The following is a 24,363-nucleotide window of genomic DNA, read 5'->3' on the forward strand; positions in this document are numbered from 1 at the left end:
GGCTCCGGGAGTCTGCTGATCAGAGATTCCCGGCTCGCCGGTATTTCGCTGCGTTTAGTTGAGGAGCGCTTCCTTAAGCGGTCATCTCCCGCAGCAGCTTCTGGAGCGCCTGTCCCCGGTGACTCATGCGGTTCTTCTGCTCGGGGGGAAGTTCGGCGGAGGTGCAGCCACTGAGTGGCAGATAGAAAAGCGGATCGTAGCCGAAGCCATTGGTGCCGCGGGGTTCGAAAAGAATCTGCCCCTCCCAGGATGCCTGGCAGATGATCGGACAGGGATCTTCGGGATAACGCATGTAAGCCAGTGCACAATGAAAGCGGGCGCTGCGCTGGGTCTCCGGCACGTTCTTCAACTGCTCCAGCAGTTTACTGTTGTTGGCCGCGTCGTCCTTTTCGCCGGAGTATCGGGCTGAATAAATTCCCGGTGCGCCACGCAGGGCGTCCACCGCCAGTCCGGAATCGTCCGCGATGGCCGGTAGCCCTGTCTCGTGGCAGGCATGACGCGCCTTGATGATCGCGTTCTCCACAAAAGAGAGACCGGTCTCCTCCGCATCTCCAATCTGAAAGTCCGACTGGGCGAGCAGGTCCAGCGGCAACTCGCTGAACAGTTCCCGAAATTCCTTCAGCTTGCCGGAATTGTTGCTGGCAATGACGATTCTGGGGCGGCTATTCATTGACATAGAGTTTTTTCGAGAATTTCACATTGTAAGTACGGCTGGCGTTCTGGGGCCGAACCTGCAGGTTGAAATGAATCACCTCTTCATTGGTGACCCGAAGGGGAGCCAGATAGTAGACCACCGGATCTTCGCTGATCGCCTTGAACTGGAGTTCGCGGCGCTGCTGCATCAGATTGGTGGCGCTGCCGCTGACTTGCGCAGGTTCGCCGCCCGCTGCTCGATCGTTGGACACCAGAGCCACGTTCACCAGCACCTGATCGGCGCCGCGGGTGATCCCGTGCAGACGGGCGACGTCCGGAGTGACTGAGGTGCTGCTGAACACACTGTAATAGACCGTGTGATCCTGGAAGCGGCTGTAGCCTCTCTCGGGGTAGTCCTGGGCGCTGGCCGGGAGCGCGGCGGCCAGCAGCATCCCGATCAGGCCGGGGCGAAAGCGGAAAAGGCGGCTAAAACACGTCATCGTTGAACCCGGTTCGAAGAGGAGGGCGCGTCAGGATAAGGACCTTCGCGTCCCCACACAAGAGCGTCCGTCCGCTTAGCCCCGTGCGCATGTCCAAAAACCCGCTGATGAATGGCGTGTAAGGGCTTGCGCCGCTCGGAAAGAATTCTGCTAGGCGATCGCGGCCGCCGCCCGCCGGGCGTCCAGGCTTACCACGTTGTGAGGGGCGTCCGGGCGCCCAGGGGCGCATTTGCGAATCCGCTCCAGGATGGCTCCCAGCTGTGAGAGGGCCTGCTCCTGGAGGGCGGCGTTGGATCGCAGGTCCTGCAGCTGAGCATCCAGATCCCGGTTTTCGGTGTTGAGCGTTGTCAGGCGCATCATGTGCCGCTCCAGCAACTGCTTCTGGTACAGGTTGTGGTGCACCAGAGGAGCGAGGGCCTCCTCGGCCCAGAGTCCGATGTCGTTTTCCACCTCTGAGTAAAGGTTCCGCACCTCTCTCACCAGGGATTGTACAAAGCGTTCGATAATCCTGCTCTTGCTGGCCAACAGCGTATCCAGGGACCGCCGGAACTGAATGGATTGGTGCTTGAGCTGGGACAGCTGGCGCTGGTAGGGGGCCACACTGAACAGGTGCCGCTCCAACAAATCGTTGCCCGCCTCCGCGTGCTCGGGACGCGCGTAGATGGCCGCCAGCACCTTGTTGGCGCGCTCCGCCTCTCGAACCATGTTGTTCAGATTGCTTTCAAGAACCTCGAAAAACTCGCTGATGCCGCGTGCCAGACCCACTGTGGTCCAGCTGCGGTTAAGCCGCTCAGTGGTGCTGGCGATCACCTGGTCCAGCAGCAAGGAGCTCATGGGCGCAATCAGGGCGATGCGCTGGCGGTCCAGCAGCCGCTGGCTGGATCGGAGAGAGAGCGCCTGCCGATGGTAGCTGGTGTGGGCGTCCTTGATGTTGCGGCGAAGGTCTTCCAGGGCCTCCAGCTTCGCTTCGGTGCTGGTGCCGGCTGTCAGGGCGGCCACTTCCCGGCGGCACTCCCGCGATCGCTCTCTGAGTAGCCGATAGGTGGTGCCCGCAATGGTCAGGGCGTCCCGAATGGCGCGGTGGCTCACAATGGACTGCTGATTTTCGACAATGCGCTCGGCGAGCAGCATTTCCATCTTCAGCAGACTGCTGCGCAGCAGCCGGGGCTTGTCTTTGGCGGCTTTCGCCAGCAGTCCTTCCTTGGCGGAAATGGGCACCACATGTTCGATCGGAAGCTGGAGCTGGCGAGCGGTGGTTTCACGCACCTCGCGAATCGAGCGCGCCACGTCCTCGGGAGAGCTGAGGTCATGCCAGAGGGTATCGATCTTATTGAGCAGGACCAGCACAGCCGTGCCCCGATTCTGCCGCAGCACCTCGATGTGATCGTTCCAGATTGCCATGTCGCTGGCGCTGACACCCGCATCTGCGGCCAGCAGGAAGATCACTGCATCGGCTCCGGGCAAGGTGTTGAGGGTCAGCTCCGGTTCATTGCCCAGCGCATTGAGGCCCGGGGTGTCTACGATTCGCAGCCCCTGGCGCAGCAGTGCATGATCCAGGTTGATGAGCGCGTGCCGCCAGGCCGGGATCTCCACCAGTTCCCTGCTGTCGGGATGGCGGGTCAGCAGGCGGCTGTCGAAGCCCATCTCCCGCGCTTCGCGCTCGGAGACGGCCTTGGTGGCGGAAATCTGGGAGACCGCTTCGGCCACCTGGGCCGGGTTCCGGGGGTCAAAATAAAAATGCACCCACCGGCCCGGAATCCGCCGAAAGCTGTCCACGCTGGAGCTGCCGCGCCGGGTTTCGATGGGGAGCAGGCGTACGCAGCAACGCTCGCTGTCCGGCTCGTAGTAGATCTCCGTGGGGCACATGGTGGTCCGACCGGGTTTGGACGGCAACAGGCGCTGGCCGTACTCCGAATAAAGCAGCGCGTTGATCAGTTCGGTCTTGCCGCGGGAAAACTCGCCGACGCAGGCGATGGTAAAGCGCTTGTCCGAGAGCAGGGACAGGGCGTGGCGCAGCAAAGTTTCCGCTTCCGTGCTCTTGATGCGGTGCTTCCGAAACCAGGACTGGAAGGCCCGCAACTGAGTCTGGAGTTCCGTTTTCCACTGATCGAAGCTCGCCATCTGGCGATAGAGCGATCTCACGTCCATTTTGTTTGCCCTGTTGTGCATCTCGAAGGGGGAGCTGCGGCGGCTTGCGCCGCTTCGGCAGTTTTGCACCGGGTATTCGGGTGTCCGTCGGCAGGTTCAGATCCGGCGGTTCACCGGTGCTTTTCGTTGTTCTGGGTCGGTAGAGTCATGTCGGGCCATTGCTGGAGCCGGCTTATTATTTCCAAACGGTCCCGGCGGGTCAATTGGAATCAGTTATGCCGAAAACGTCGGGCAGCTTTTGTGGCGCCTTGATCCGCAAAGTCTTCTGGCGGCTGGCGGTTCCCCGGCTGATCTCCACGTGACTCTTCGGGACGGCAAATGCCTCCGCCATAAAGCTGATGAGCTGAGCGTTGGCTTTGCCATCCACGGGCGGCGCCTTCAGTTTTATCTTCATCCGGTCACCGTGGAGACCGGCCGCTTCACTGCGTTTTGCACCGGGCTGGATGTGGCAGTGCAGCGTCAGGGTCTCACCGTGCCATTGATAGTGAGCCACGGTAAAAAACCTCAGATTCCCAGAACGATCGCCGGGGGCAGAGCCACCGATTGGGCAAAATGGCCGAGCAGAACCCGGCAGACCTGAATGGCCAGGAAGGCAAATATGGGAGTAATGTCCAGACCGCCCAGCGGGGGAATGATCTTGCGGAAGGGCGCCATGGCCGGTTCCACCAGCTGGTGAATGAGAATCAGAATGGGATGGTGACTCATGGGCGCGATCCAGCTGGCGATGATCATGACCAGCAGGGCGACGAAAAAGATGTTCAGAGTCAGGGAAATCAAGCCCACGAAGGCCCAGATCAGTGCATTGAGGGGATTGATTACGCCGGCGCCGTAGGCGAAAGCCAATAATTGAATAATCAGCCAGTGAAAGAGCAAGGCAAGGATCAGGGAGGCCAGGTCCAGCCCACCGACGCCCGGGATGATCTTGCGCAGGGGCAACAACAGCGGGTTGGTGGCCTTGACGATGAACTGGGATACGGGATTGTAGAAATTTGCCCGCACCACCTGAAAAAGGAAGCGCAGCATGATGATCGTCAGATACAACGACCCCAGGGTACCTACGATCAGAATTGCAATTTCCTGCAAGGGACTCATCAAACTCTTCTCCTCTCAATTCAAAGCGAGCCGGCCGGGACGGCGTTTCGTTGGTTAGTTGAGCTCGTCGGCCATCTCCTGGGCACGATCGGCACAAGCGCGCATGGCCTCGGCCACGATGGAGCGCAGGTTGTTCTGTTCGAACGATTCGATGGCCTTGAGCGTGGTGCCGCCCGGGGAGCACACGCGCCGGCGCAGTTCCGCTACGTCCACATCGCTGTCCCGGGCCAGCATGCCGGCGCCGAGGCAGGTCTGGATCGCGAGATGACTGGCGCTTTCGCGGGAGAGTCCCTGGTCCACGGCAGCATCGATCATTGCTTCCATGAACAGAAAGAAGTACGCGGGACCACTGCCCGACACTGCGGTCACAGCATCGATCATGGATTCGTCCTTCAGCCACTCCACGATGCCAACGGCGGCAAGGATATTTTCCGCAGAGGCCTTCTGCTCCCCGGTGCACACGTCGTTGGCGAAGAGACCGCTGGCGCCGGCCTGGACCAGGGCCGGAGTATTGGGCATGCAGCGCACGATGGCCAGTTCGTCCCCCAGCCAATCACTGAGTTTTCGCACTGGAATGCCGGCCGCGATGGAAATTATTAAGGGCCTGTGACTCAGCCCCGCCCTCAGTTGCCCGCATACCGCCTGCATGATCTGGGGCTTCACCGCGAGAACGATTGTGTCCGCTTCTGCCACGCCGGCGATGTTGTCCGTGGATGTGGCGATGCCGTAGCTTTGTTTCAATTTCTCCAGGTTTTCCTGGAGGGGATCGCAGGCCGTAATCTGATTCGGTGCAAAGCCTCTCGCCACGAGCCCACCGATGATGCTGTTGGCCATATTGCCGCCACCAATAAAGGTAATCCGCTCGCTCATTCCCCGCCTCTCAATTTACCAGCGCGACTTGATCCACCAAGCCGCTCTTAAAAAGTCACCGTTAGAACCCGCTCCGGTCTCACATTTCGCGGGCTCCAAACAAGTCCGTACCGACTCGCACCATGGTTGCGCCCGCCGCTACAGCCGCCTCCAGGTCGGCAGACATCCCCATGGAAAGCGTATCCAGATGCTCGTATTGCCCGGAACTCTTGAGCCGCTCGAGGAGCTCTCGCACGCGCAGAAACACCTCCACTTGCCCTGCGTAACTCTCCCGCGGAGCCGGAATCGCCATCAGCCCACGCAGTCGCAGACGGGGCATCGACTCCACTTGTTCCGCCAGAGCTGGTAAATCTTGCGGCGCAACACCGCTTTTGCTGGGTTCCTGGTCGATGTTCACCTGCAGGCACACATCCAGTGCCGGAAGCTCCGGTGGCCGCTGTTCATTCAAACGCTCCGCGATCACTTGCCGTTCCACGCTGTGGACCCAGCTGAAGTGGGTGGCGATGGCCCGGGTCTTGTTGCGCTGTATGGGCCCGATGAAATGCCACTCGATCGCCAGATCTGCCAGATCCTGCTGCTTGTTGAGCGCCTCCTGCAAATAACTTTCCCCGAAGACCCTCTGGCCCGCGTCGAACAGAGTCCGAACCGCCTCGGGCGAATGTTTTTTGCTCACCGCGATCAGGGTGATTTCCCCGGGCGCGCGCTCCGACCGGGTGGCTGCGGCTTGCAATCGCTCCCGAACCCGGATCAAATTGTGACGCAAACTATGCATTGTCCACTCGCAGTGACTAAACTCCCCATGGCAGGCCCCGGCGTAGACTCCCGGGCCGCACGACGCAGCGGGGAAGACCCTGGGGCGACCCTGGCAACAGCGCGCCGTACATCATACCTTTTCGGAGCGGGCTTTCGCGAACCGTCCCCCTGAGCAAGGTACCCGCTCCGGTCGGGCCATTTGACAAGGCGGGTCTCGCCGTCAATATTCCGGTTTCTGCCACACAATGTCGTATAAGTAATACAGAAGGCTTTCTATGGACATTACCGAACTCCTCGCATTCAGCGCCAAGCAGGGCGCGTCGGACTTGCATCTGTCGGCCGGCCTGCCCCCGATGATCCGGGTCGATGGCGACGTGCGCCGCATCAATCTCCCGCCCATGGAACATAAACAGGTCCACAGCCTGATTTATGAGATCATGAACGATAAGCAGCGCAAGGATTACGAGGAGTTCCTGGAGACCGACTTCTCCTTCGAAGTTCCCGGGGTCGCCCGCTTCCGGGTCAATGCCTTCAATCATAATCGCGGCGCCGGCGCGGTGTTCCGTACCATTCCCTCCAAGGTGTTGACCATGGAGGAGCTGGGCATGGGCGCCGTGTTTCGAGACATCGCCGCCGTTCCCCGCGGCCTGGTGGTCGTGACGGGTCCCACGGGCTCCGGTAAATCCACCACCCTCGCAGCGATGATGGATTACATCAACGAGAACAAATACGAACACATTCTGACCATCGAAGACCCGATCGAATTCGTTCACGAAAGCAAAAAATGCCTGGTGAACCAGCGGGAAGTCCACCGGGATACCCACGGGTTCGCGGAGGCGCTGCGCTCGGCTTTGCGTGAGGACCCGGACATTATCCTGGTGGGCGAGATGCGGGACCTGGAAACCATCCGCCTGGCCCTGACCGCCGCCGAAACAGGCCACCTGGTGTTCGGCACCCTGCACACCACATCCGCCGCCAAAACCATCGACCGGGTGGTGGACGTCTTCCCGGCCAATGAGAAGTCCATGGTGCGCTCCATGCTCTCCGAATCCCTGCAGGCGGTAATATCCCAGACGCTCATGAAGAAAAATGGCGGCGGGCGGGTGGCAGCCCACGAAATCATGCGCGGAACACCCGCCATCCGCAACCTGATCCGGGAAGACAAGGTGGCCCAGATGTATTCCGCGATCCAGACCGGCGGTGCCATCGGTATGCAGACCATGGACCAGTGTCTCGCGGACCTTGTGGCCCGGCGGGTCATCACTCGTGAAGTCGCTCGCGAAAAGGCGAAAATGCCCGAAAATTTCTGAAGCTGTCCCGCTGGCCCGAGCCGGCAAGAACAGCACATTGAACACTGCCAGAGCCTTCTGGCGGTGTATGAGGTAGAGATCGATGGATTTTGAAAGACTCCTGAGTTTCATGGTGGAAAAGGGCGCTTCGGACCTTTTCATCACTGCCGGTGTCCCGCCGTCGGTGAAGATGAACGGCAAGGTGGTGCCGGTGACCACCTCACCGCTCTCGCCGGAACAGGCCCGCGAGGCGGTGCTGAGCGTCATGAACGAGCGCCAGCGCAAGGAGTTTGTGGAGGCCAAGGAGCTGAACTTCGCCATCAGCGCCCGGGGCATCGGGCGATTCCGCTGCAGCGCGTTCTACCAGCGAAATCTCGCGGGTATGGTGCTGCGACGGATCGAGACAACGATTCCGCAGATTGACGAACTGGGTCTTCCGGAAATCGTGAAGGATCTGTCCATGACCAAGCGCGGGCTGATCATATTCGTGGGCGCCACGGGCACCGGTAAGTCCACCTCACTGGCGGCGATGATCGGGCACCGCAACCGCAACAGCAAAGGGCACATCATCTCCATTGAGGACCCCATCGAATTCATCCACCAGCATCAGGGATGCATCGTCACCCAGCGGGAGGTGGGAATCGACACGGAATCGTTCGAGGTGGCCCTGAAAAACACACTCCGCCAGGCCCCCGACGTCATTATGATCGGGGAGGTGCGCAGCCGCGAAACCATGGACCACGCAATTGCCTTCGCCGAAACCGGCCACCTTTGCCTGTGCACCCTGCACGCGAACAACGCCAACCAGGCGATGGACCGGATCATTCACTTTTTTCCGGCGGACCGGCATCAGCAGTTATGGATGGATTTGTCCCTGAACCTGCGCGCAGTGGTGGCCCAGCAACTGGTCCCCACACCGGACGGTAATGGCCGCCGCGCCTGTCTCGAGGTGTTGATCAACACGCCCCTCGCCCAGGATCTGATTCGCAAGGGGCAGGTACACGAACTCAAGGAGCTGATGAAGAAATCCACCGAAGTGGGCATGCAGACCTTCGATCAGGCCCTCTACGAACTCTACGACCACGGGGAAATCACTTACGAGGATGCCCTGGCCCATGCCGACTCGCCGAACGATCTGCGCCTGATGATTAAGTTGGGCTCGGAAACCGACGCGGAATACCTGTCCAATGCCGCCAATGAGTTGACCATTCAGGAAGACGAGAAAGACAAGGGCAAATTATTCTGAGGAAGCTGATGTAGGACCGTTAAAACCGGGCTGCAGTATCGAAGCGTCCGCCGTCGCCGTCTTACCGCTCAAACCAGCTTTCCAGAATCAAACGCGCGGCAATGGAGTCCACCGGGTTGCTGGCATAATCTCCGCGGTGCCCGCGATTCATCGCCTCGCCCTTGGCGCTGAAGGTAGAAAGGCGTTCGTCCATCATCTCCACCTGTAACCCGAAGCGTCCGTGGAGACGATTGCCGAACTTTTTGGCGCGTGCACTCAGCTCACTCGGGCTCCCGTCCATGTTTAATGGCAAACCCACTACAAGCAATTGAGGCTGCCACTCGGACAGCAAGCGACCAATGGAATCCCAATCGGGGATGCCGTCTCTGGCGGGGAGGGGCGGGAGCTCGTCCGCGGTGCGCGTCAGGGTCTGGCCGACGGCTACGCCGATATTGCGCGTGCCAAAATCAAAGGCAAGAATGGTTTGGGGCGTCATGCGTCTGACGGCAGGGTCTGACCCATCCTCATCGATCCCGCAGGCCTCACGCGTGCCCGGCGGTGGCGCTGATCAGGTTCAGGTCGATACCCAGGTAGCGCGAGGCGGCCGCCCAGCGCTGCTCGCAGGGGGTGTCGAAGAGAATGTTGCTTTCTGCCGGCATGTTGAGCCAGGAGTTGGAAGCGATCTCTTCCTCGAGCTGGCCTGCATCCCAGCCTGCATAGCCGAGCGCCACAAGGGCCTTGTCGGGGCCGCGGTCCTCGGCCATGGAGACCATGATGTCGCGCGACGCAGTGAGGCTCACTTCCAGGGAGATGTCGATGGTGGATTCCCACTTCTCGCCACGGGGATGGAGTACAAAGCCGCGATCGATCTGCACCGGTCCGCCGGACATTACGACTTCCTGGCTCAAACGACCGGCATCGGAGAGCTGCAGCTGGCGAAACACCTCGCCCAGGCGGAGGTTCAGGGGTTGGTTGATAATGATCCCCAGTGCGCCGTTGGCGTTGTGCTCGCAGACATAGGTGATGGTGTGAGAAAACATGGGATCCTTCAGGCTGGGCATGGCAATCAGGAACTGCCCGCGAAAACCGGATTCCTCCGGGCTTCCCAGGCCGTCAGTGAGGCCGCTGTTTTCTCTCAGTTTCTGTCCCATGCCGGCTAGTATTGGGGTTCGCCCCGGGGAATACAAGTGGCGGGTTGGGCTTTTGAGGGTCGGGGAGTAATGGGGCGTCAGAAGGGTGCTGTCACCAGCTCTTCGCCTCAGTTACTGGTGGATAATCCGGTGATTGCGAAGCGCCAGGTGCGGATAATCTCCATCTGATCCCACTCCTTGCGGACCTCTCCCGGAAAAGGTGCATAGGGGCCGGCCCGGTGGACGATCTGCAGCGCCGCATTGTCGAGAACGCTGTGCCCCGATGATTGCAACAGCTCCACCTTCACGATCGTGCCGTCCGCTTTCAGCACCGTGGCCAGGCGCAACTCTCCAAAGATGCCTTGCTGCAGCGCCTGGGCGGGAAAGTTCTCGTTGCCGAACGATTCCACACGCTGCCGCCAATCGTTCAGGTAGGCGGCTTCCGCGGAGGCGACACTTGCCACCGAGGTGTAACGCCGGATGCGCGGACGCTTGGAGTATGACTGCTGCAAACGGTCGAGCTTGGCGCGCAGGCTCGCAATCTCCGCATTAACGAGGGGAATATCCTGCTCCTGCCCCTTTTTCTCCTGCTCAGTCTCACGGTCCTCCGGATCTTCCTGTCGGCTGATCTTCAGGCTGGATTCGCCAGTGGTGTGCAGACGGTTCTCGTCGTTGGCCTTGCTGGCTTCCCGTTGCTCGGTTTGGGGCAGGGGGTGCACCTCGTTGATCTGAGTGTCCGCGAACAGTGCCGGGTCCCTGGTGCTCAGTTCCCGGGCCTCGTCCTCCGTGCCACTGGCCTCCTGATTGAACTGTGCCTGGAAATCGGCCTTGTCCGGCGCCTGGGCGCTCTTGTGAGTGGCCAGCGTCACCTGGAAAGTGGGTGGCGTGGCGGGTTCGCTCATGTAGCTGAAACCCAGCCCGAAGATAATAAGACCGTGCAGAGCCAGCGCGACAAACACGGTGAAGCTGAGACGATCTCCGGTGCCGACCGGGTTGTCGTTGTTGTTTTTGGGGGTGGACTGCATGGGACGTCTAAATCGCTTTACGTAAATCGATGGAAGTGGCGGCTGTCAGCCGGGGGCCTGGCGGCGCGCGGCAATGGCATCCATCAGTCGTGATCCGATCCGGGTGTCATAGGCCGTGTCAATTTCCTTCGCGCAGGTGGGACTGGTCACGTTGATTTCCGTCAGGTAATCGCCGATTACATCCAGGCCGACAAAGAGTAGACCTTTTTCCCGCAGACTGGGTGCGACCTGAGCCACAATCCAGCGGTCGCGCTCGCTGAGTGGCTGGGCCCGGCCTTCCCCGCCCGCCGCGAGATTGCCCCGCGTTTCACCGGCTGCGGGAATCCGTGCCAGGGAGTAGGGCACGGCTTCTCCGTCAATCACCAGGATGCGCTTGTCGCCCTCACGGATTTCCGGGATGTAGCGTTGGGCCATAATGGATTTGCGGCCATTATCGGTCAGGGTTTCGATGATGGCTCCCAGGTTCGTCCCGCTCGGTTCCACATGGAAGATGCCGCTTCCACCCATGCCGTCCAGGGGCTTGTAGATCACGTCCTGGTGCTGCCGGTGGAAGTCGCGGAGGCGTTGCTCGTGGCGGCTCACCAGCACGGGTGGGCAACATTGGGGAAACTGGGTGGCAAACACCTTCTCGTTGCAGTCGCGCAGGCTCTGGGGCTTGTTCACAACCAGCACCCCGGCGCGCTCCGCGGCCTCCAGGATGTAAGTGGAATAAATGTATTCACCGTCGAAGGGCGGGTCCTTGCGCATCAGGATTACGTCCAGATCAGACAGCTTGCGCACCTGCGGTTCACCCAGTTCAAACCACTCATCGGGATTGTTGAACACCCGCAGAGGCCGCATCACCGCCATCGCCTCTCCCTGATCCAGAAACAGATCCCCTTGCTCCATATACTCGAGCTCCCAGTGGCGCTCCGCCGCCGCAAGCAGCAGGACAAGAGTGGTGTCTTTGCTAAACTTGATGGAGGATATCGGGTCCATCACGACCCCGAGCTTGAGACTCATAATCGTTTCCCTGAATTTGTGTGTGGTTGCCGGCAAACCGGGCCTGGCTCGGCGGAACACCCGTGTTGAAAAAATGCTGACCGAATGCCGGACCTATTCTAGACTTAGACAGCTGCGAGTGGTATTCGCCCGGATCCCCGAGAGGGAAACGACCCTCCCAAATTGCCGAAAAGCGGCTTTTTGCCAACTATTCAGGCGTTTATAGATAATACTTGGAATCTGTGTTAAAAGATCCAGAAACTGCACGTCCAGCCGGTGATCAGCGCCCGATCTGCGCTGATGGTTATCAAAATCAATGCGATGCAATGAAAAGGTCATAAAGATATGGAGATGAACTTCGAAAGTCTGAAGATCATGGTGATTGATGACAGTAAAACCATTCGTCGGACGGCTGAAACCCTCCTGAAAAAGGCCGGCTGCACCGTCGTTACCGCCACGGACGGTTTTGATGCGCTCGCCAAGATCGCCGATACTCGTCCGCACATCATCTTCGTAGACATCATGATGCCCCGCCTGGACGGCTACCAGACCTGCGCATTGATCAAGAATAACAGTGAATTCAAATCCACTCCGGTTATCATGCTGTCCAGTAAGGACGGCCTCTTCGATAAGGCCAAGGGCCGTATCGTGGGTTCAGACCAATACCTGACCAAACCATTCAGCAAAAGTGAGCTATTGGGCGCAATTGAAGCTCACGTCAACCAGCAGGCCCAGGCATCCTGAGCCGGGTCCGACACTGGTGACATCAGACAACAACAAACCCCTTAGCGGAGTTATTTTTTTATGGCAAGAGTACTCATCGTCGACGATTCCCCCACGGAAACCTACAAGCTAACCAGCATGCTGGAAAAACATGGTCACGTGGTGATCGCGGCGGAAACCGGTGAGGATGGCGTAGCTGTCGCCAAGAAAGAGCTTCCGGACGTGGTTCTGATGGACATCGTCATGCCCGGTCTGAATGGCTTCCAGGCCACCCGCCAGTTGCGCAAGAGTGACGAAACGGCCCACATTCCCGTCATCATTGTCACCACCAAGGATCAGGAAACCGACCGCGTGTGGGGCATGCGTCAAGGCGCCAAGGCTTACCTGACCAAGCCTATTGAAGAAAAGGTCCTGATGGACACCATTAACGAAGTTATGGGCTAACCCACGGCCGGGGCAGCAATAAAATCATGGCAGAGTCACAAGCCGCATTCGACGCTCTCGTCGACCTCGCGCAGCGCAGCCGCCGCTCGGCAAAGGGATTGCCTTCCCAGACCAAGGTCCAGCCCCAGTGGAGCGGCATCGGCTTTACCCTGTTGGGACAGCATTTTGTAGCGCCACTCGGCGAAGTTTCGGAACTGCTGGAATTTCCCAGTTACACCCGCCTGCCGGGGGTTCAGCCCTGGGTGCTCGGCGTGGCCAACGTGCGCGGCCGGCTCCTGCCCCTGCTGGATCTCGCCACCTTTCTTGGTGGAGAGCTGGGAGGGGCCCGAAAGCTCCATCGGGTGTTGGTACTCGAGATGGACGAGCTTTATGCCGGGCTGGTGGTGGACTCCGCCCTCGGCATGCAGCATTTTCCGACCGACAGTTTCTCGGTGGAGCTGGCCTCCCTGGATGAACAGGTCAAGCCCTATGTGACCGGCAGCTACACCAAGACCGACGGTGACCAGCCGTGGTACGTTTTCAGCCCGGCGCGTCTCAGCGACGATCCGCAGTTCCTCAATGCGGCCGGCTGAAGCGCGGAAATGGAGCCATTGCTCAGCGGCCCGTACGACACGACGAACACGGAGAGCTCCCCTCCCAAAATGCGGAGCAAACAACTGCGGCAGGTGTGGCAGTAATTTTGGGGTGGCTTACGAATAACGTAAAGGCAGCACGCAAAGACGCTCAGGAGCGCGTAGCATGAAAATCGAATCGAAAAACATCTTCACCAGCGTGAAGGACAACGCCTTCATGACCATGCTGGTGCTCTTGCTGATACTGAGCCTCGGGGGGCTTGCCGCAAGCTTGTTCCTGGTCCAGAGGGACAGCGAGCGGGACCAGCGCTATCTCCAGTTGGTTGCAGAGCTGCGAGTGTTGTCCTACCAGGTAACCACTCTTTCGCGAGACGCCACCAACGGCAGTGCGAGTGCGTTCGCAAGCCTTCAGCAGGTACTGGCCGACATGGGCCAGACCTGGGACCGTCTCCGGGCTGCTGATCCCGCAACTCGTCGCGCAGTGGCCACTGAACTGTCCCGCTACGATTCAGTCTGGAACCGTGTTCGCGAAAACGCCGGCAACATCGTCGACAACCAGGAAACCATCATCTTCCTGCACGACGTGGCCGCAACCCTGAACCAGTCGCTGCCGGAACTGCAGGCTGAATACGAGAACATCAAGGACATCCTGCTGGAGAACGACGCCCCCGCCGACCAGGTGGCCACGGCTCAGGAGCAAACCTGGCGTGCGGAACGTATCGGTCGAAACGTGGACAAGATGCTGGCCGGTGGTGATGATTCCAACGTCGCAGCCGACCAGTTCAATGTGGACGCCAACCTTTTCGGTCGCTTCATCCTCGGCATGATGGAGGGCGACGCAGCCATGGGGATTTCCCGAATCACGGACCGGGATGCTGTTGCCAGTCTGCAGGAAGTTGCCGACTTGTTCGACTTCGTAAGCACTTCGGTTCGCGACATCTTTGAGGCGTCACCGGCCCTGTTTGGAGCTCGCCAGGCGACCGACGCCCTGCTTGACGACTCTCCCGTGCTGCTCGAATCGCTGGGTGACCTGGCCGACCAGATCGGCGCGCAGGCCTCAGTGCGTCAGCCCAACGACATGACGGTTGCGGCGCTGGGTGGTGCGGCACTGTTCTTCCTGGCCATGATCGGTCTGCGCGCATACGCCGGCACCCGTTCACGCCTTCGGGAAACAGCGAATACCAACGAGCGAAACCAGAACGCGATTCTCCGGCTGCTGGATGAGCTGGCCGATCTGGCAGATGGTGACCTGACGACCACCGCGACGGTAAGTGAGGACTTCACCGGGGCGATTGCGGACTCCATCAACTACACCATTGACCAACTGCGGATTCTTGTGTCGCGGATAAACGAGACCGCGGTGAACGTATCCAGGGCATCGGACGAAACGCAGCAAACCGCATTGCACCTCGCCGAGGCTTCGGAACACCAGGCCCAGGAAATTGCCGGCGCATCCGCTGCGGTTAACGAAATGGCGGTGACCATTGACCAGGTATCTGCGAACGCGGCCGAATCGGCGGCGGTAGCGGAGCGCTCGGTATCGATCGCGAACAACGGCGCGAAGGTGGTACAGAACACCATCCACGGCATGGATACCATCCGCGAGCAGATTCAGGATACCTCCAAGCGGATCAAGCGCCTCGGTGAATCGTCCCAGGAAATTGGGGATATCGTAAGTCTGATTAACGACATTGCGGACCAAACCAACATCCTCGCATTGAACGCGGCGATTCAGGCCTCCATGGCCGGCGACGCTGGCCGCGGCTTTGCGGTGGTTGCGGATGAGGTGCAGCGGCTGGCGGAACGTTCAGCCGCTGCGACCAAGCAGATTGAAGCACTCGTTAAAACGATTCAGAACGATACGAACGAAGCCGTTATTTCCATGGAGCAAACCACGGCGGAAGTGGTACGCGGAGCCCGCCTGGCCCAGGACGCGGGTGTGGCGCTTGAAGAGATCGAGAACGTATCGTCGACTCTGGCTGAATTGATTCAGAACATCTCCAATGCGGCGCGTCAGCAAGCGTCCTCTGCGGGCCACATTTCCAACACGATGAACGTGATTCAGGAAATTACCTCGCAGACTTCGGCAGGCACCGGCGCTACCGCCCGGTCCATTGGAAATCTGGCGGAGATGGCCTCCGATCTGCGTGACTCCGTTGCTGGCTTTAAACTGCCCGCAGGTATGGACACAGGTCCTGGCGCATCCGGGCCAGTGGAATCCGAACACCAATTTGACGAGTTGGATGAAGCAGTTGACCTGCCCATGGAAAGCGCTGTGGACAATGACTACGAAGTGGACCTCAGCGATGTGGACATTCTCTCGGACGACGAAGTGGATACGGAAGACAAGCGTTCGGAAGCCATCGCCTGATCGGCCTGGCCGGTGGGGTGAAGTGATTGCAAGTAGTCGATGATCTGGTCGCTGCAGAAAACACAGGCTCTCAGCGCCGATGCGTTTGAACAATGGCGCAAGTTGCTCGAAGAGCGCACCGGGATCCTGCTGACGGCCCAGCAACAGCCGTTTCTTCAGTCCCAGATTGCAATTCGCATGCGGGAACTCGGCTTCGAGGACTACCTGGAGTACTACCAGCGGGTTACTGACGGGATCTGGGGAAGGGCCGAATGGTCGGTGCTGGTCGACCGGCTCATGGTGAAGGAAACGAGCTTTTTCCGACACCGCCACTCTTTCGAATGCGTTCGGCAGCTGCTGCAGAATCGCATCGACCGGGGAGAGACAAACGGCAGTTTCGATGTCTGGAGCGTGGGCTGTTCCACGGGCGAGGAGCCCTGTTCGCTCGCCATGCTGGTTAACGACTGCTTTGAACTGGCGCAGTTGAAACCGTACTACGGCGTCTTTGCCACGGACATCAGCATGCCGGCTCTGAGTCGCGCGCGAACGGGTATCTTCCCCGAACGAAAGGTGGAAAGACTGAGCGACAACGAACGGAGTCGCTACTTCAAGGACCTTGGCGACGGTCGTTACAAGATTATCGACAAGCTCCAGGATCGTCTTTGTTTCAGCCAGGGCAGCGTGCTGGACCTGAAATCCATGCCGGTCGAAAGAATGGACGTGATCTTCTGCCAGAATCTGCTGATCTACTTTCGGCGCTGGCGGCGCAGACAGATCCTGCAGGGCCTTGCCGACCGTCTCAAGCCCAATGGCCTGCTGGTCATTGGCCTTGGGGAGATGCCCGATTGGAAGCACCCGCAGTTACGGCGGGTGAACGACGAGAGAGTCCAGGCTTACTGCCGGATCTGAACTCGCCATCGATATGGCACCAACCGATACGGGACATCGGGCCAATAGCCGCATGCACGGCTCGTCCGACTCGCGGGATCAGCGCGACGCACCGTTGAAGAAGCGAATAAATATTGATGCAACAACAAGAGATGCGACGCTATGGGCGATAAGCGCAGCTACGCAGCGCTGGAATGGGTAATCGGCGAGATCGGTGAGACCCTGAACCAGGCGCGACAGGCCCTGGAAGCCTACGTCGACAACACCGAAGATACGGCGCGCATTCGATTTTGCCTCACTCATATCCACCAGGTTCACGGCAGCCTGCAGATGGTGGAGTTTCACGGTGCGGCACTGCTCGCCGAAGAGATGGAGATGCTTGCGCACGCCCTGATGAGCCGGACCGTGCGCAATGAGCAGGAAGCGCAGGAAGTCCTCATGCGCGCCATTCTCCAACTGCCCGTCTATCTGGACCAGGTCAAGTCCTCGCGTCAGGACAACCCCTCGGCCGTCCTCCCGCTTCTCAATGACTTGCGCGCGGTACGGGGAGAAGCCCTGCTGACCGAAACCAAACTTTTCGCGCCCGACATGGGGCCGGCCCACCGGGTTGAGGACGAGAGCGCGGCCGGGTCCATTGATCCGCAGCAGTTTCTGGTGATCGTCCACAAGCTGCGGCAGATGTATCAGTATGCCGCTGCCGGTGTCATCCGCGACGTGAAGCGCGATGAGAACATCGCCTACCTCTACAAAATTTTCGCCCGCCTGCGGAAGCTCACCAAAGGTACCGCCCGGCAACCGCTATGGGATATCTCCCTCGCCCTGCTGGAGGGGCTGGAACAGGACGCCATTGAGTCCAGCGCCACAGTCAAAAACCTGCTTCGCCAACTCGACAAGGAGATCAAAATCCTTGCGGAGGAAGGTGTGTCGTCGCTTACCAGTTTCACCAACGACGACTTGATCAAAAACCTGCTCTACTACGTGGCCGGCGCCGGTGAAGGCAAGTTTATCGATCGGATCAAGCAGACCTACAACCTGCAGGCTGCCTTGCCGGATCAGCCAACGGCCGGTAGCGACGAACGTCCGGCCGGCCCGGATCTGGACGCGGTGCGCTCGGTCGTCGATGCATTGAAAGACGAGCTGGACGCGATCAAGCGTGCTTTGGACGTGAGTCTGAGCGACCGGGAAACCGCCGATCTCAACGAGGCCCTGCCCATCATCAAACGGGTCGCCGATACCATGGCCGTGTTGGGCATCGCCGACCTGCGCAAGCAAATTGTGGCACAGGGCGAACTGCTCGCGGCCGCGGCTGAGCAGGACCCCCTGCCGGCGGATCTCCTGATGCAGGTCGCCGGTAAGATGATCGAGATCGAGAGTTCGCTGGACGGCATGGCCCGGGGCCAGAGTTCGTCCGACGATGCGGTAACGAGTCCAGGCGTCTACGCGCTCGATCAGGCACAGGAGTCCGTGCTGCGCGAATCCCGCAACGGACTCGAGCAGGCCAAGGATGCCATCATTGAATACATCGCATCCCAGTGGAACCGCGAGCACCTGAGCAGTGTGCCGCAGCACCTGCGGGAAATCAGCGGCGGCCTGGACATGATTCCGCTGCCAAAACCCTCGGCCATCCTGCGCTCCTGCGCCAACTACGTCGAACAGGAGCTGCTGGAAAAAGCGATCACGCCCGACTGGTCCGTGCTCGACACGTTGGCGGATGCTATCGCCAGTGTTGAATATTATCTGGAGCGCCTCACCGGAGACCGCGAAGAGGAAGACGAGCTTCTGCTCAGCGTAGCGGAAGAAAGTGTGGAGACGCTCGGCTATCCAATCCGCGTTCAACTGCGTAGCAGCACCAGCCGCACATCCCATGAGAAGGCGGACGCCGGCAGCGTTCTCGGCAAGTTCGCCAGCGTGGAGGAGGTTGAGCTTGCGCCAATCCCTTCCGAGACGGACAGTGTCCCGGACCCGGAAGAGTCAGCTGCGACTGCTGTCATTTCCGGTGCCCCCGATTTGCAGCCCTCCCCCGAGGAGCCGCAAGCGACGAAAGCTTCACCGCTTTCGGCTGATCCGGATGAGGGAGTGCCAGGCGGCGCCTCGGCTCCAGCGACCGCTGTCGAAGAGGACGACGACCTGATCGACGATGAAATTCTCGAGATATTCATCGAAGAAGCATCGGAAGTTCTCGAAACCATCAATGAATTCTTCCCCCGTTGGGCCGCGGATTTCAGCGATGAGGAAGCCCTGACGGAGTTTCGCCGTGCATTTCATACCCTCAAAGGCAGCGGCCGAATGGTTCAGGCCAACGATATCGGCGAGCTTGCCTGGGCGGTTGAGAACATGCTCAACCGGGTCATCGATAACACGGTAGCGCCCCACGACGATCACGCCTTGCTCATACGCAAGGTGCTGCCGCTGATCGGCCCCATGATCGAAGCCTTCAAGAACCGGCAGCCCATACCGGAGCCCGAACTGGTCAATGAGCTGGCCCAGTGCGCCGAAGCGTTGTCCCGTGGTGAACAGCCGAGCGCCCTGCATGAAATTGGCGGCGGGGCCTCAGTGGCTGACGCACAGCAGTCCCCGGACGAGGTGCATTCTGAAGAGAACCTCGTTGCCCACCGGATCGATGACGAGGACGATGACGGCTCCGACTCCATGCTTTGGGACATTTTCGGTTCCGAAGCCGTGGGGCATCTTGAAGTGGTGCAGGAGTACATCGACGAGATGGACCAGTCGGCACCCTTGTTCACGCCGCCCAGTGACCAAATGCAGCGCGCGCTGCACACTCTGAAAGGCAGCGCGCACATGGCCGATGTAACCCCGATTGCCGAGCTGGTGGCGCCACTCGAGCGCTTCGTCAAAGAACTGCGGATCTACCAGGTCAACATCGACCACGACATCCTCCAGCTGCTCAAGGACGGAGTCGAGTACATTCAGCTGGTGCTTGAACAGATCGCCCGACAGCAGACCCTGGAGATCCCGCGCCTCAGTCAATACGTTGCCAGAGTGGCGGAGCTCAAGGAGCGTTCCGTTGCGCCGCTGATCCGCCAGCGCGAGGCCCAGGAAGAGAACGCCAAGCAATCCGTCGATCCGGAGCTGCTGTCCATCTTCATGGCCGAAGAAATGAAACTCTTGCTGGACGTGGACGAAATCATCCGCGCTTGGCGCCAGACCGGTTTCCAGAGCATCGAAGCGGAACCGATCATCAGTGAGCTGGCCACCCTGGAGCGCGGCTCCGATCACGCGAACCTGCCGCCGATGGCGCGCCTGAGCCGCGAGTTGCGTCAGGTGTATGAGGCCGCGTTGCGAAATCAGCTGGTTGCTGATGAAGCCTTCTTCAGCACATTGCTGGACGGCCACGAAGAACTGCTCGACATGGTCGACGCGGTAGCCGTGGGACAGAATCTGCACGTGCTCAGCGAGGACGTGCAGAACCGCCTGACAGCCATGCTCGAAGGAGCCGGTACCGACGGGCAGCCCAGCGAGGGAGCTACATCCGATCAGCAAACGTCGGCCGCGCAGACCGGTTCGGAAGACGCGGCGACCGGGTCCGCTGACCCGCAGTCCTTTCAGGAAACCACCGAAGCCGCCGAGCGGGAAGCAGAGGCTCTCGCCGACATCGAAGCCGCTGCACCCGAGCATTCAGTGCCGGAAGAAGACAATTCCCGCGACGCGGAAGAAGTGGATCTGGAAGTCTTCGAAATTTTCATCGAAGAAGCCGAGGAACTGCTGGAGGAAATCGATGAATCCGTTCACGAATGGGAATCCCACTGGTCCGACAGCAGCCATGTGGAAGCACTCAAACGCGCCCTGCACACCCTGAAGGGGGGCGCGCGCCTGGCTGGCTTGATGGGCCTCGGCGAACTGGCCCATGAGTATGAATCCTTCCTGATATCCCGTGGCGAAAATGCCGAAGTGGATCAGCCCTTCTTCGATCTGGTCCACGCCTACCAGGACAAGCTGATCAGCGCTACCGACAAGGTAAAAGCACGCCTGGCCGGCCACGTGCCGGACGGACTCGACGAGGTCATGTCCGCCTCCGAAGAATTCGATCCCGGAGCGCTGGAGGAACCAGCGGAAGCAAGTGCGCCGGCGGTCGGCGTCGAATCCGTCGGCCCCGCAGCGGACCCGGAGCCCGAGCAGAAATCCGGCACCGGCGCGGACATCCTGCCGTTTGCGCCCAAACCCAGGCCGCAGCCTGAAACGGGTGGAGCTCCGTCCTTTCCCGGTCGGGAGATGGTCAGCGGAGGGGGTGCCGGTTCCGCGGCCACCGGTGGCGCCGCAGCGGCACGCCGTCAGGGGCCTCAGGAGGTCATCAAGGTATCGGCGGAACTTCTGGAAGAGCTGGTGAACCTGGCGGGGGAAACCTCCATCAGCCGGGGCCGTCTCGAGGAACAGAATTCCGAACTGAACTTCGCCATCGATGAGATGGAGTCGACAGTTCATCGCCTCCAGGAACAGCTCCGCCGCCTCGATATCGAGACCGAGGCGCAGATGATTTTCCGTCAGGAGCAAATGCAGGAAGCGGAGGACTTCGACCCGCTGGAAATGGACCGCTATTCTCACCTGCAGCAGCTGTCCCGCTCCCTGATGGAGTCCGCTTCGGATTTGATGGACCTGACCACAACTCTGAACGAAAAAACCCGGGGCACGGAAACTCTGCTTCTGCAGCAATCGCGAATCAACACGGACTTGCAGGAAGGTCTGATGCGTTCGCGCATGGTGCCGTTTTCCCGCATGGTGCCACGCCTGCGGCGCATCGTTCGGCAGATCTCCACCGAGCTCGACAAGCAGGTGACCTTCGAGCTGGACAACGTCGAAGGAGAGATGGACCGTTCCGTTCTGGAGCGCATGGTAGCGCCGTTAGAGCACATGCTGCGCAACGCAGTGGACCACGGCATCGAAACTCACGAGGACCGCCTGCGTGCGGGCAAGCCGGAAGTAGGGCGCATCGTCCTGAGCCTGGGCCGGGAAGGAGGCGATGTGGTCATGCGCCTCGCGGACGACGGTCGCGGGCTCAACCTCGATCGCATTCGCGAGAAGGCCATCGAACGCGGCCTGATGAACCGGGACGCCCAGCTCAGCGACCATGACATCATGCAGTTCATTCTGCACGCGGGCTTCAGCACCGCCGAACAGGTGACCCAGATTTCCGGGCGTGGCGTTGGCATGGACGTGGTCCACGCGGAAATCAAGCAGCTCGGCGGCACCATGTTCATCGACTCACGCTGGGGCGAAGGCACGGTGTTTACAATCCGCCTGCCCTTTACCGTGTCCGTCAACCGGGCCCTGATGATTCAGCTGGGCGACGACAATTACGCGATTCCCCTCAATACCATTGAAGGTATCGTGCGGGTGAGCCCCTTCGAGCTCGAACATTATTATCAGGATGAGAACGCCCGGTTTGAATACGCGGGGGAGCACTACCGGGTGCGCTATCTGGGCAGTATGCTCGACCAGAACACGCTGCCGCGCCTCGATACAGGCTCTCTGCCGCTGCCGGTTGTCCTGGTGCGCAGCGCCGAGCACGCAGTGGCTATTCAAGTGGACAAGCTGATGGGCAGCCGGGAAATCGTCGTAAAGAGCCTGGGCCCCCAGTTCGCCGCAGTCGAGGGCCTGTCGGGCGCGACTGTCATGGGCGACGGAAGCGTGGTAGTGATTCTGGACCCCAACGCGATCATCCGCAAAGAGGTGGCAATGCTTTCGCCAGGCGCGCGACCGATCGAGGTTGCGCCGCTGCCGGTGCAGCGCGAGGAGCGCCGCCAGCAGGTGGTTCTGGTGGTGGACGACTCCGTCACCGTGCGCAAGGTCACCTCGCGCTTTCTCGAGCGGGAAGGTTACGAAGTCATGACGGCGAAGGACGGCGCGGACGCCCTGCTGACCCTGCAGGAAACCATTCCCGACCTCATGTTGCTGGACATCGAAATGCCCCGCATGGATGGTTTTGAAGTGGCCAAGAACGTCCGCTCCTCCAGCCGCCTGAAGGACATTCCTATCATCATGATCACCTCGCGTACCGGTGAAAAGCATCGGGAGCGCGCCCTGGGTCTTGGTGTGAACAACTACATGGGCAAGCCCTATCAGGAAGAGGTGCTGCTGAAGAACATCTACGAGCTGATCGGGGTTCCGACGGGGAATTAGTGGCTGGCCAGCTTCGCATCGGATTGCTTACCCACACCCAGGCTGAACAGCGGATACTGCGTGGTCTGGTGGCCGAATGCGGGCACCAGGCTGGAAGCTGTCTGCTGGTGCAGGAACTGGAGCACCACCCGGAGTTCGCCCTCGACGACCCGGGCCTCATTGCGGACGCCTGGGTGGTGGCCATCGAGACGGAGTCGGACGACGACGCAGGTGGGGAGGAAGCTGATTCCATCGATGTGGAGCATTGGCTCGACCAACAGGACAATCTGGAGGGCGGTAGCGCGGCGGTCATCTTCTGTGACGGTGTTGTTCCCGCACCCCACGACGCCCGCTACCTGGCCTGGGCGCGGCGCCTGAAAGAGAAACTCAACCAGCTTGAAGGTGCCATCAATCTCGCACGCGGCGCCGGCAGCGCCCGGCAGGTCTGGGTGCTGGCCGCCTCCACGGGCGGACCAGGAGCGGTGAAGCAGTTTCTGGACGAACTCCCCGGCGGGTTGGGCGTCGGTTTCGTCTACGTGCAACACATCGATGGGGAGTTCAACAGCACACTGGCCCAGGCCATCAGTCGCGGGAACCATTACCCTGCCGAACTGGTACGACATGGCAGCGTAGTACGGCCCAACGAAGTTGCGATCGTGTCACCGGATGTTGCAACGGAACTGCTGCCGAACGGAACCTTTGTGGTGCACCAGCGCCCCTGGTCGGCACCCTATCGACCGTCCGCTGATTACACCGTCGCAAATGTGGCCCACAGCTATGGGGCACGCAGCGGCGTCATCGTGTTCTCGGGGATGGGGGATGATGGTGCGGCGAGCAGTCGCCTCATGCGGCAAAAGGGTGGGCGCGTCTGGATTCAAACGCCGGCGTCCTGCACCAGCGATTCAATGCCCCAGGCCGCGCTCAAGGCGGGTGCGGTACAGTTCCAGGGCGAGCCCCGCGAGCTCGCACAGCGACTGCGCCTGATCGTGGAGCGAGAGGCCAGAAGGCCTGATTCCAAGGGTGAATTACCGCTGGAATCGATTAACGGATAGACCTATGACAGAAGCCAAGAAAATCGAAAACCAGAGTCAGGCGGACATTGCCAGCCTGTTGATCCCACTTGTGGGCCGGCAACTGCTGGTTCCGACGGTGACTGTAGCGGAGATGGTGCCCTTTCAGGCTCCGGAGCGTAACCCCGAATCACCGGACTGGTACCTGGGCGACGTGATCTGGCGCCAGGAGCGCATTCCCGTCGTCAGTTACGAAGTCATGTGCGGAGAAGCCATGCCGGGCTACGATCGCGGCTCGCGTATCGCGGTGCTGAACAACGTGGGCGTGGACCCAAGCCTCTCGTTTATCGGTCTGGCGACCCAGGGTATTCCCCGCCTGGCGCGGGTCAAGGCGGAAGAGATCCACCAATCGGACGACGCCCAGCTAAAGCGCTTCGATCTGATGCATGCGAGCCACGCGGGGGAAATTCTGGTCATCCCCGACGTGCAGGCCCTGCAACAAGCGTTTATCGATTATTTGCAGGTTCGGTAGAGCGAAGGGTACAGGATGTGAGGTCCATTGGCTGCGCTGTTGGGTTACGCTGGCGCTAACCCAACCTACGGAACAGCAAGGCGG

21 protein-coding genes are annotated in these 24,363 nt (G+C 60.3%); 10 read left to right on the forward strand and 11 right to left on the reverse strand.

Translation table 11 applies throughout. The features are described from left to right. Positions 1 to 73: 73 nt before the first annotated feature. The 7 genes from rdgB to ACURWW_RS03090 form a co-directional block, all read right to left on the reverse strand. The gene (gene rdgB, locus ACURWW_RS03060) at positions 74 to 670 is read right to left on the reverse strand and encodes an RdgB/HAM1 family non-canonical purine NTP pyrophosphatase (RefSeq protein WP_445615734.1); all 597 of its coding nucleotides are present in this window, start codon (positions 668 to 670) and stop codon (positions 74 to 76) included. After that, positions 663 to 1,133, reverse strand: a complete 471-nt coding sequence (locus ACURWW_RS03065; RefSeq protein ID WP_445615552.1) for a DUF4426 domain-containing protein — start codon at positions 1,131 to 1,133, stop codon at positions 663 to 665. Before ACURWW_RS03065 ends, rdgB begins: the two co-directional genes overlap by 8 nt. A gap of 150 nt (positions 1,134 to 1,283) precedes the next feature. After that, positions 1,284 to 3,281, reverse strand: coding sequence for a dynamin family protein (locus ACURWW_RS03070; RefSeq protein ID WP_445615553.1), 1,998 nt, complete (start codon positions 3,279 to 3,281; stop codon positions 1,284 to 1,286). Positions 3,282 to 3,480: 199 nt separating this feature from the next. Further along, a complete protein-coding gene (locus ACURWW_RS03075) occupies positions 3,481 to 3,774 on the reverse strand; it encodes a DUF167 domain-containing protein (protein WP_445615554.1) in 294 nt (97 codons plus the stop codon). Positions 3,775 to 3,785: 11 nt separating this feature from the next. Next, positions 3,786 to 4,373, reverse strand: coding sequence for a YggT family protein (locus tag ACURWW_RS03080; RefSeq protein ID WP_445615555.1), 588 nt, complete (start codon positions 4,371 to 4,373; stop codon positions 3,786 to 3,788). 54 nt (positions 4,374 to 4,427) lie between these two features. Beyond that, positions 4,428 to 5,243 (reverse strand): pyrroline-5-carboxylate reductase, encoded by an 816-nt coding sequence (proC, locus tag ACURWW_RS03085; protein WP_445615556.1) that lies wholly within the window; start codon positions 5,241 to 5,243, stop codon positions 4,428 to 4,430. 79 nt (positions 5,244 to 5,322) lie between these two features. After that, positions 5,323 to 6,015, reverse strand: coding sequence for a YggS family pyridoxal phosphate-dependent enzyme (locus ACURWW_RS03090; protein WP_445615557.1), 693 nt, complete (start codon positions 6,013 to 6,015; stop codon positions 5,323 to 5,325). Between the two features lie 256 nt (positions 6,016 to 6,271). Between ACURWW_RS03090 and ACURWW_RS03095 the strand changes: the two genes are divergently transcribed. Further along, complete coding sequence (locus tag ACURWW_RS03095; RefSeq protein WP_445615558.1) at positions 6,272 to 7,306, forward strand: type IV pilus twitching motility protein PilT; 1,035 nt, start codon at positions 6,272 to 6,274, stop codon at positions 7,304 to 7,306. 82 nt (positions 7,307 to 7,388) lie between these two features. Then, a complete protein-coding gene (locus ACURWW_RS03100) occupies positions 7,389 to 8,531 on the forward strand; it encodes a PilT/PilU family type 4a pilus ATPase (RefSeq protein WP_445615559.1) in 1,143 nt (380 codons plus the stop codon). A gap of 61 nt (positions 8,532 to 8,592) precedes the next feature. On the opposite strand, the gene ruvX is transcribed toward ACURWW_RS03100, so the two are convergent. The 4 genes from ruvX to gshB all read right to left on the reverse strand — a co-directional run bounded on the left by ruvX (position 8,593) and on the right by gshB (position 11,667). Beyond that, entirely contained in the window at positions 8,593 to 9,006 is a 414-nt protein-coding gene (gene ruvX / locus ACURWW_RS03105) for a Holliday junction resolvase RuvX (RefSeq protein WP_445615560.1), read from the reverse strand. 46 nt (positions 9,007 to 9,052) lie between these two features. Next, the gene (locus ACURWW_RS03110) at positions 9,053 to 9,661 is read right to left on the reverse strand and encodes a YqgE/AlgH family protein (RefSeq protein ID WP_445615561.1); all 609 of its coding nucleotides are present in this window, start codon (positions 9,659 to 9,661) and stop codon (positions 9,053 to 9,055) included. Positions 9,662 to 9,768: 107 nt separating this feature from the next. Then, the gene (locus ACURWW_RS03115; RefSeq protein WP_445615562.1) at positions 9,769 to 10,665 is read right to left on the reverse strand and encodes an energy transducer TonB; all 897 of its coding nucleotides are present in this window, start codon (positions 10,663 to 10,665) and stop codon (positions 9,769 to 9,771) included. Positions 10,666 to 10,710: 45 nt separating this feature from the next. Continuing rightward, the gene (gene gshB, locus ACURWW_RS03120) at positions 10,711 to 11,667 is read right to left on the reverse strand and encodes a glutathione synthase (RefSeq protein ID WP_445615563.1); all 957 of its coding nucleotides are present in this window, start codon (positions 11,665 to 11,667) and stop codon (positions 10,711 to 10,713) included. Positions 11,668 to 11,991: 324 nt separating this feature from the next. Between gshB and pilG the strand changes: the two genes are divergently transcribed. The 8 genes from pilG (at position 11,992) to ACURWW_RS03160 (ending at position 24,279) form a co-directional block, all read left to right on the forward strand. Beyond that, the gene (gene pilG, locus ACURWW_RS03125; RefSeq protein ID WP_445615564.1) at positions 11,992 to 12,390 is read left to right on the forward strand and encodes a twitching motility response regulator PilG; all 399 of its coding nucleotides are present in this window, start codon (positions 11,992 to 11,994) and stop codon (positions 12,388 to 12,390) included. A gap of 60 nt (positions 12,391 to 12,450) precedes the next feature. Continuing rightward, positions 12,451 to 12,813, forward strand: a complete 363-nt coding sequence (gene pilH, locus ACURWW_RS03130; RefSeq protein ID WP_445615565.1) for a twitching motility response regulator PilH — start codon at positions 12,451 to 12,453, stop codon at positions 12,811 to 12,813. 26 nt (positions 12,814 to 12,839) lie between these two features. After that, entirely contained in the window at positions 12,840 to 13,385 is a 546-nt protein-coding gene (locus tag ACURWW_RS03135; protein ID WP_445615566.1) for a chemotaxis protein CheW, read from the forward strand. A gap of 166 nt (positions 13,386 to 13,551) precedes the next feature. Then, a complete protein-coding gene (locus ACURWW_RS03140; protein WP_445615567.1) occupies positions 13,552 to 15,756 on the forward strand; it encodes a methyl-accepting chemotaxis protein in 2,205 nt (734 codons plus the stop codon). A gap of 39 nt (positions 15,757 to 15,795) precedes the next feature. Continuing rightward, on the forward strand, positions 15,796 to 16,644 hold the full coding sequence (locus ACURWW_RS03145; RefSeq protein WP_445615568.1) for a CheR family methyltransferase: 849 nt from the start codon (positions 15,796 to 15,798) through the stop codon (positions 16,642 to 16,644). Positions 16,645 to 16,785: 141 nt separating this feature from the next. After that, complete coding sequence (locus ACURWW_RS03150; RefSeq protein ID WP_445615569.1) at positions 16,786 to 22,758, forward strand: Hpt domain-containing protein; 5,973 nt, start codon at positions 16,786 to 16,788, stop codon at positions 22,756 to 22,758. Next, the gene (locus ACURWW_RS03155; RefSeq protein WP_445615570.1) at positions 22,758 to 23,789 is read left to right on the forward strand and encodes a chemotaxis protein CheB; all 1,032 of its coding nucleotides are present in this window, start codon (positions 22,758 to 22,760) and stop codon (positions 23,787 to 23,789) included. Before ACURWW_RS03150 ends, ACURWW_RS03155 begins: the two co-directional genes overlap by 1 nt. A gap of 4 nt (positions 23,790 to 23,793) precedes the next feature. Beyond that, the gene (locus ACURWW_RS03160; RefSeq protein ID WP_445615571.1) at positions 23,794 to 24,279 is read left to right on the forward strand and encodes a chemotaxis protein CheW; all 486 of its coding nucleotides are present in this window, start codon (positions 23,794 to 23,796) and stop codon (positions 24,277 to 24,279) included. Positions 24,280 to 24,363: the final 84 nt, after the last annotated feature.

It is taken from the genome of Gilvimarinus sp. F26214L (genome assembly GCF_054401055.1).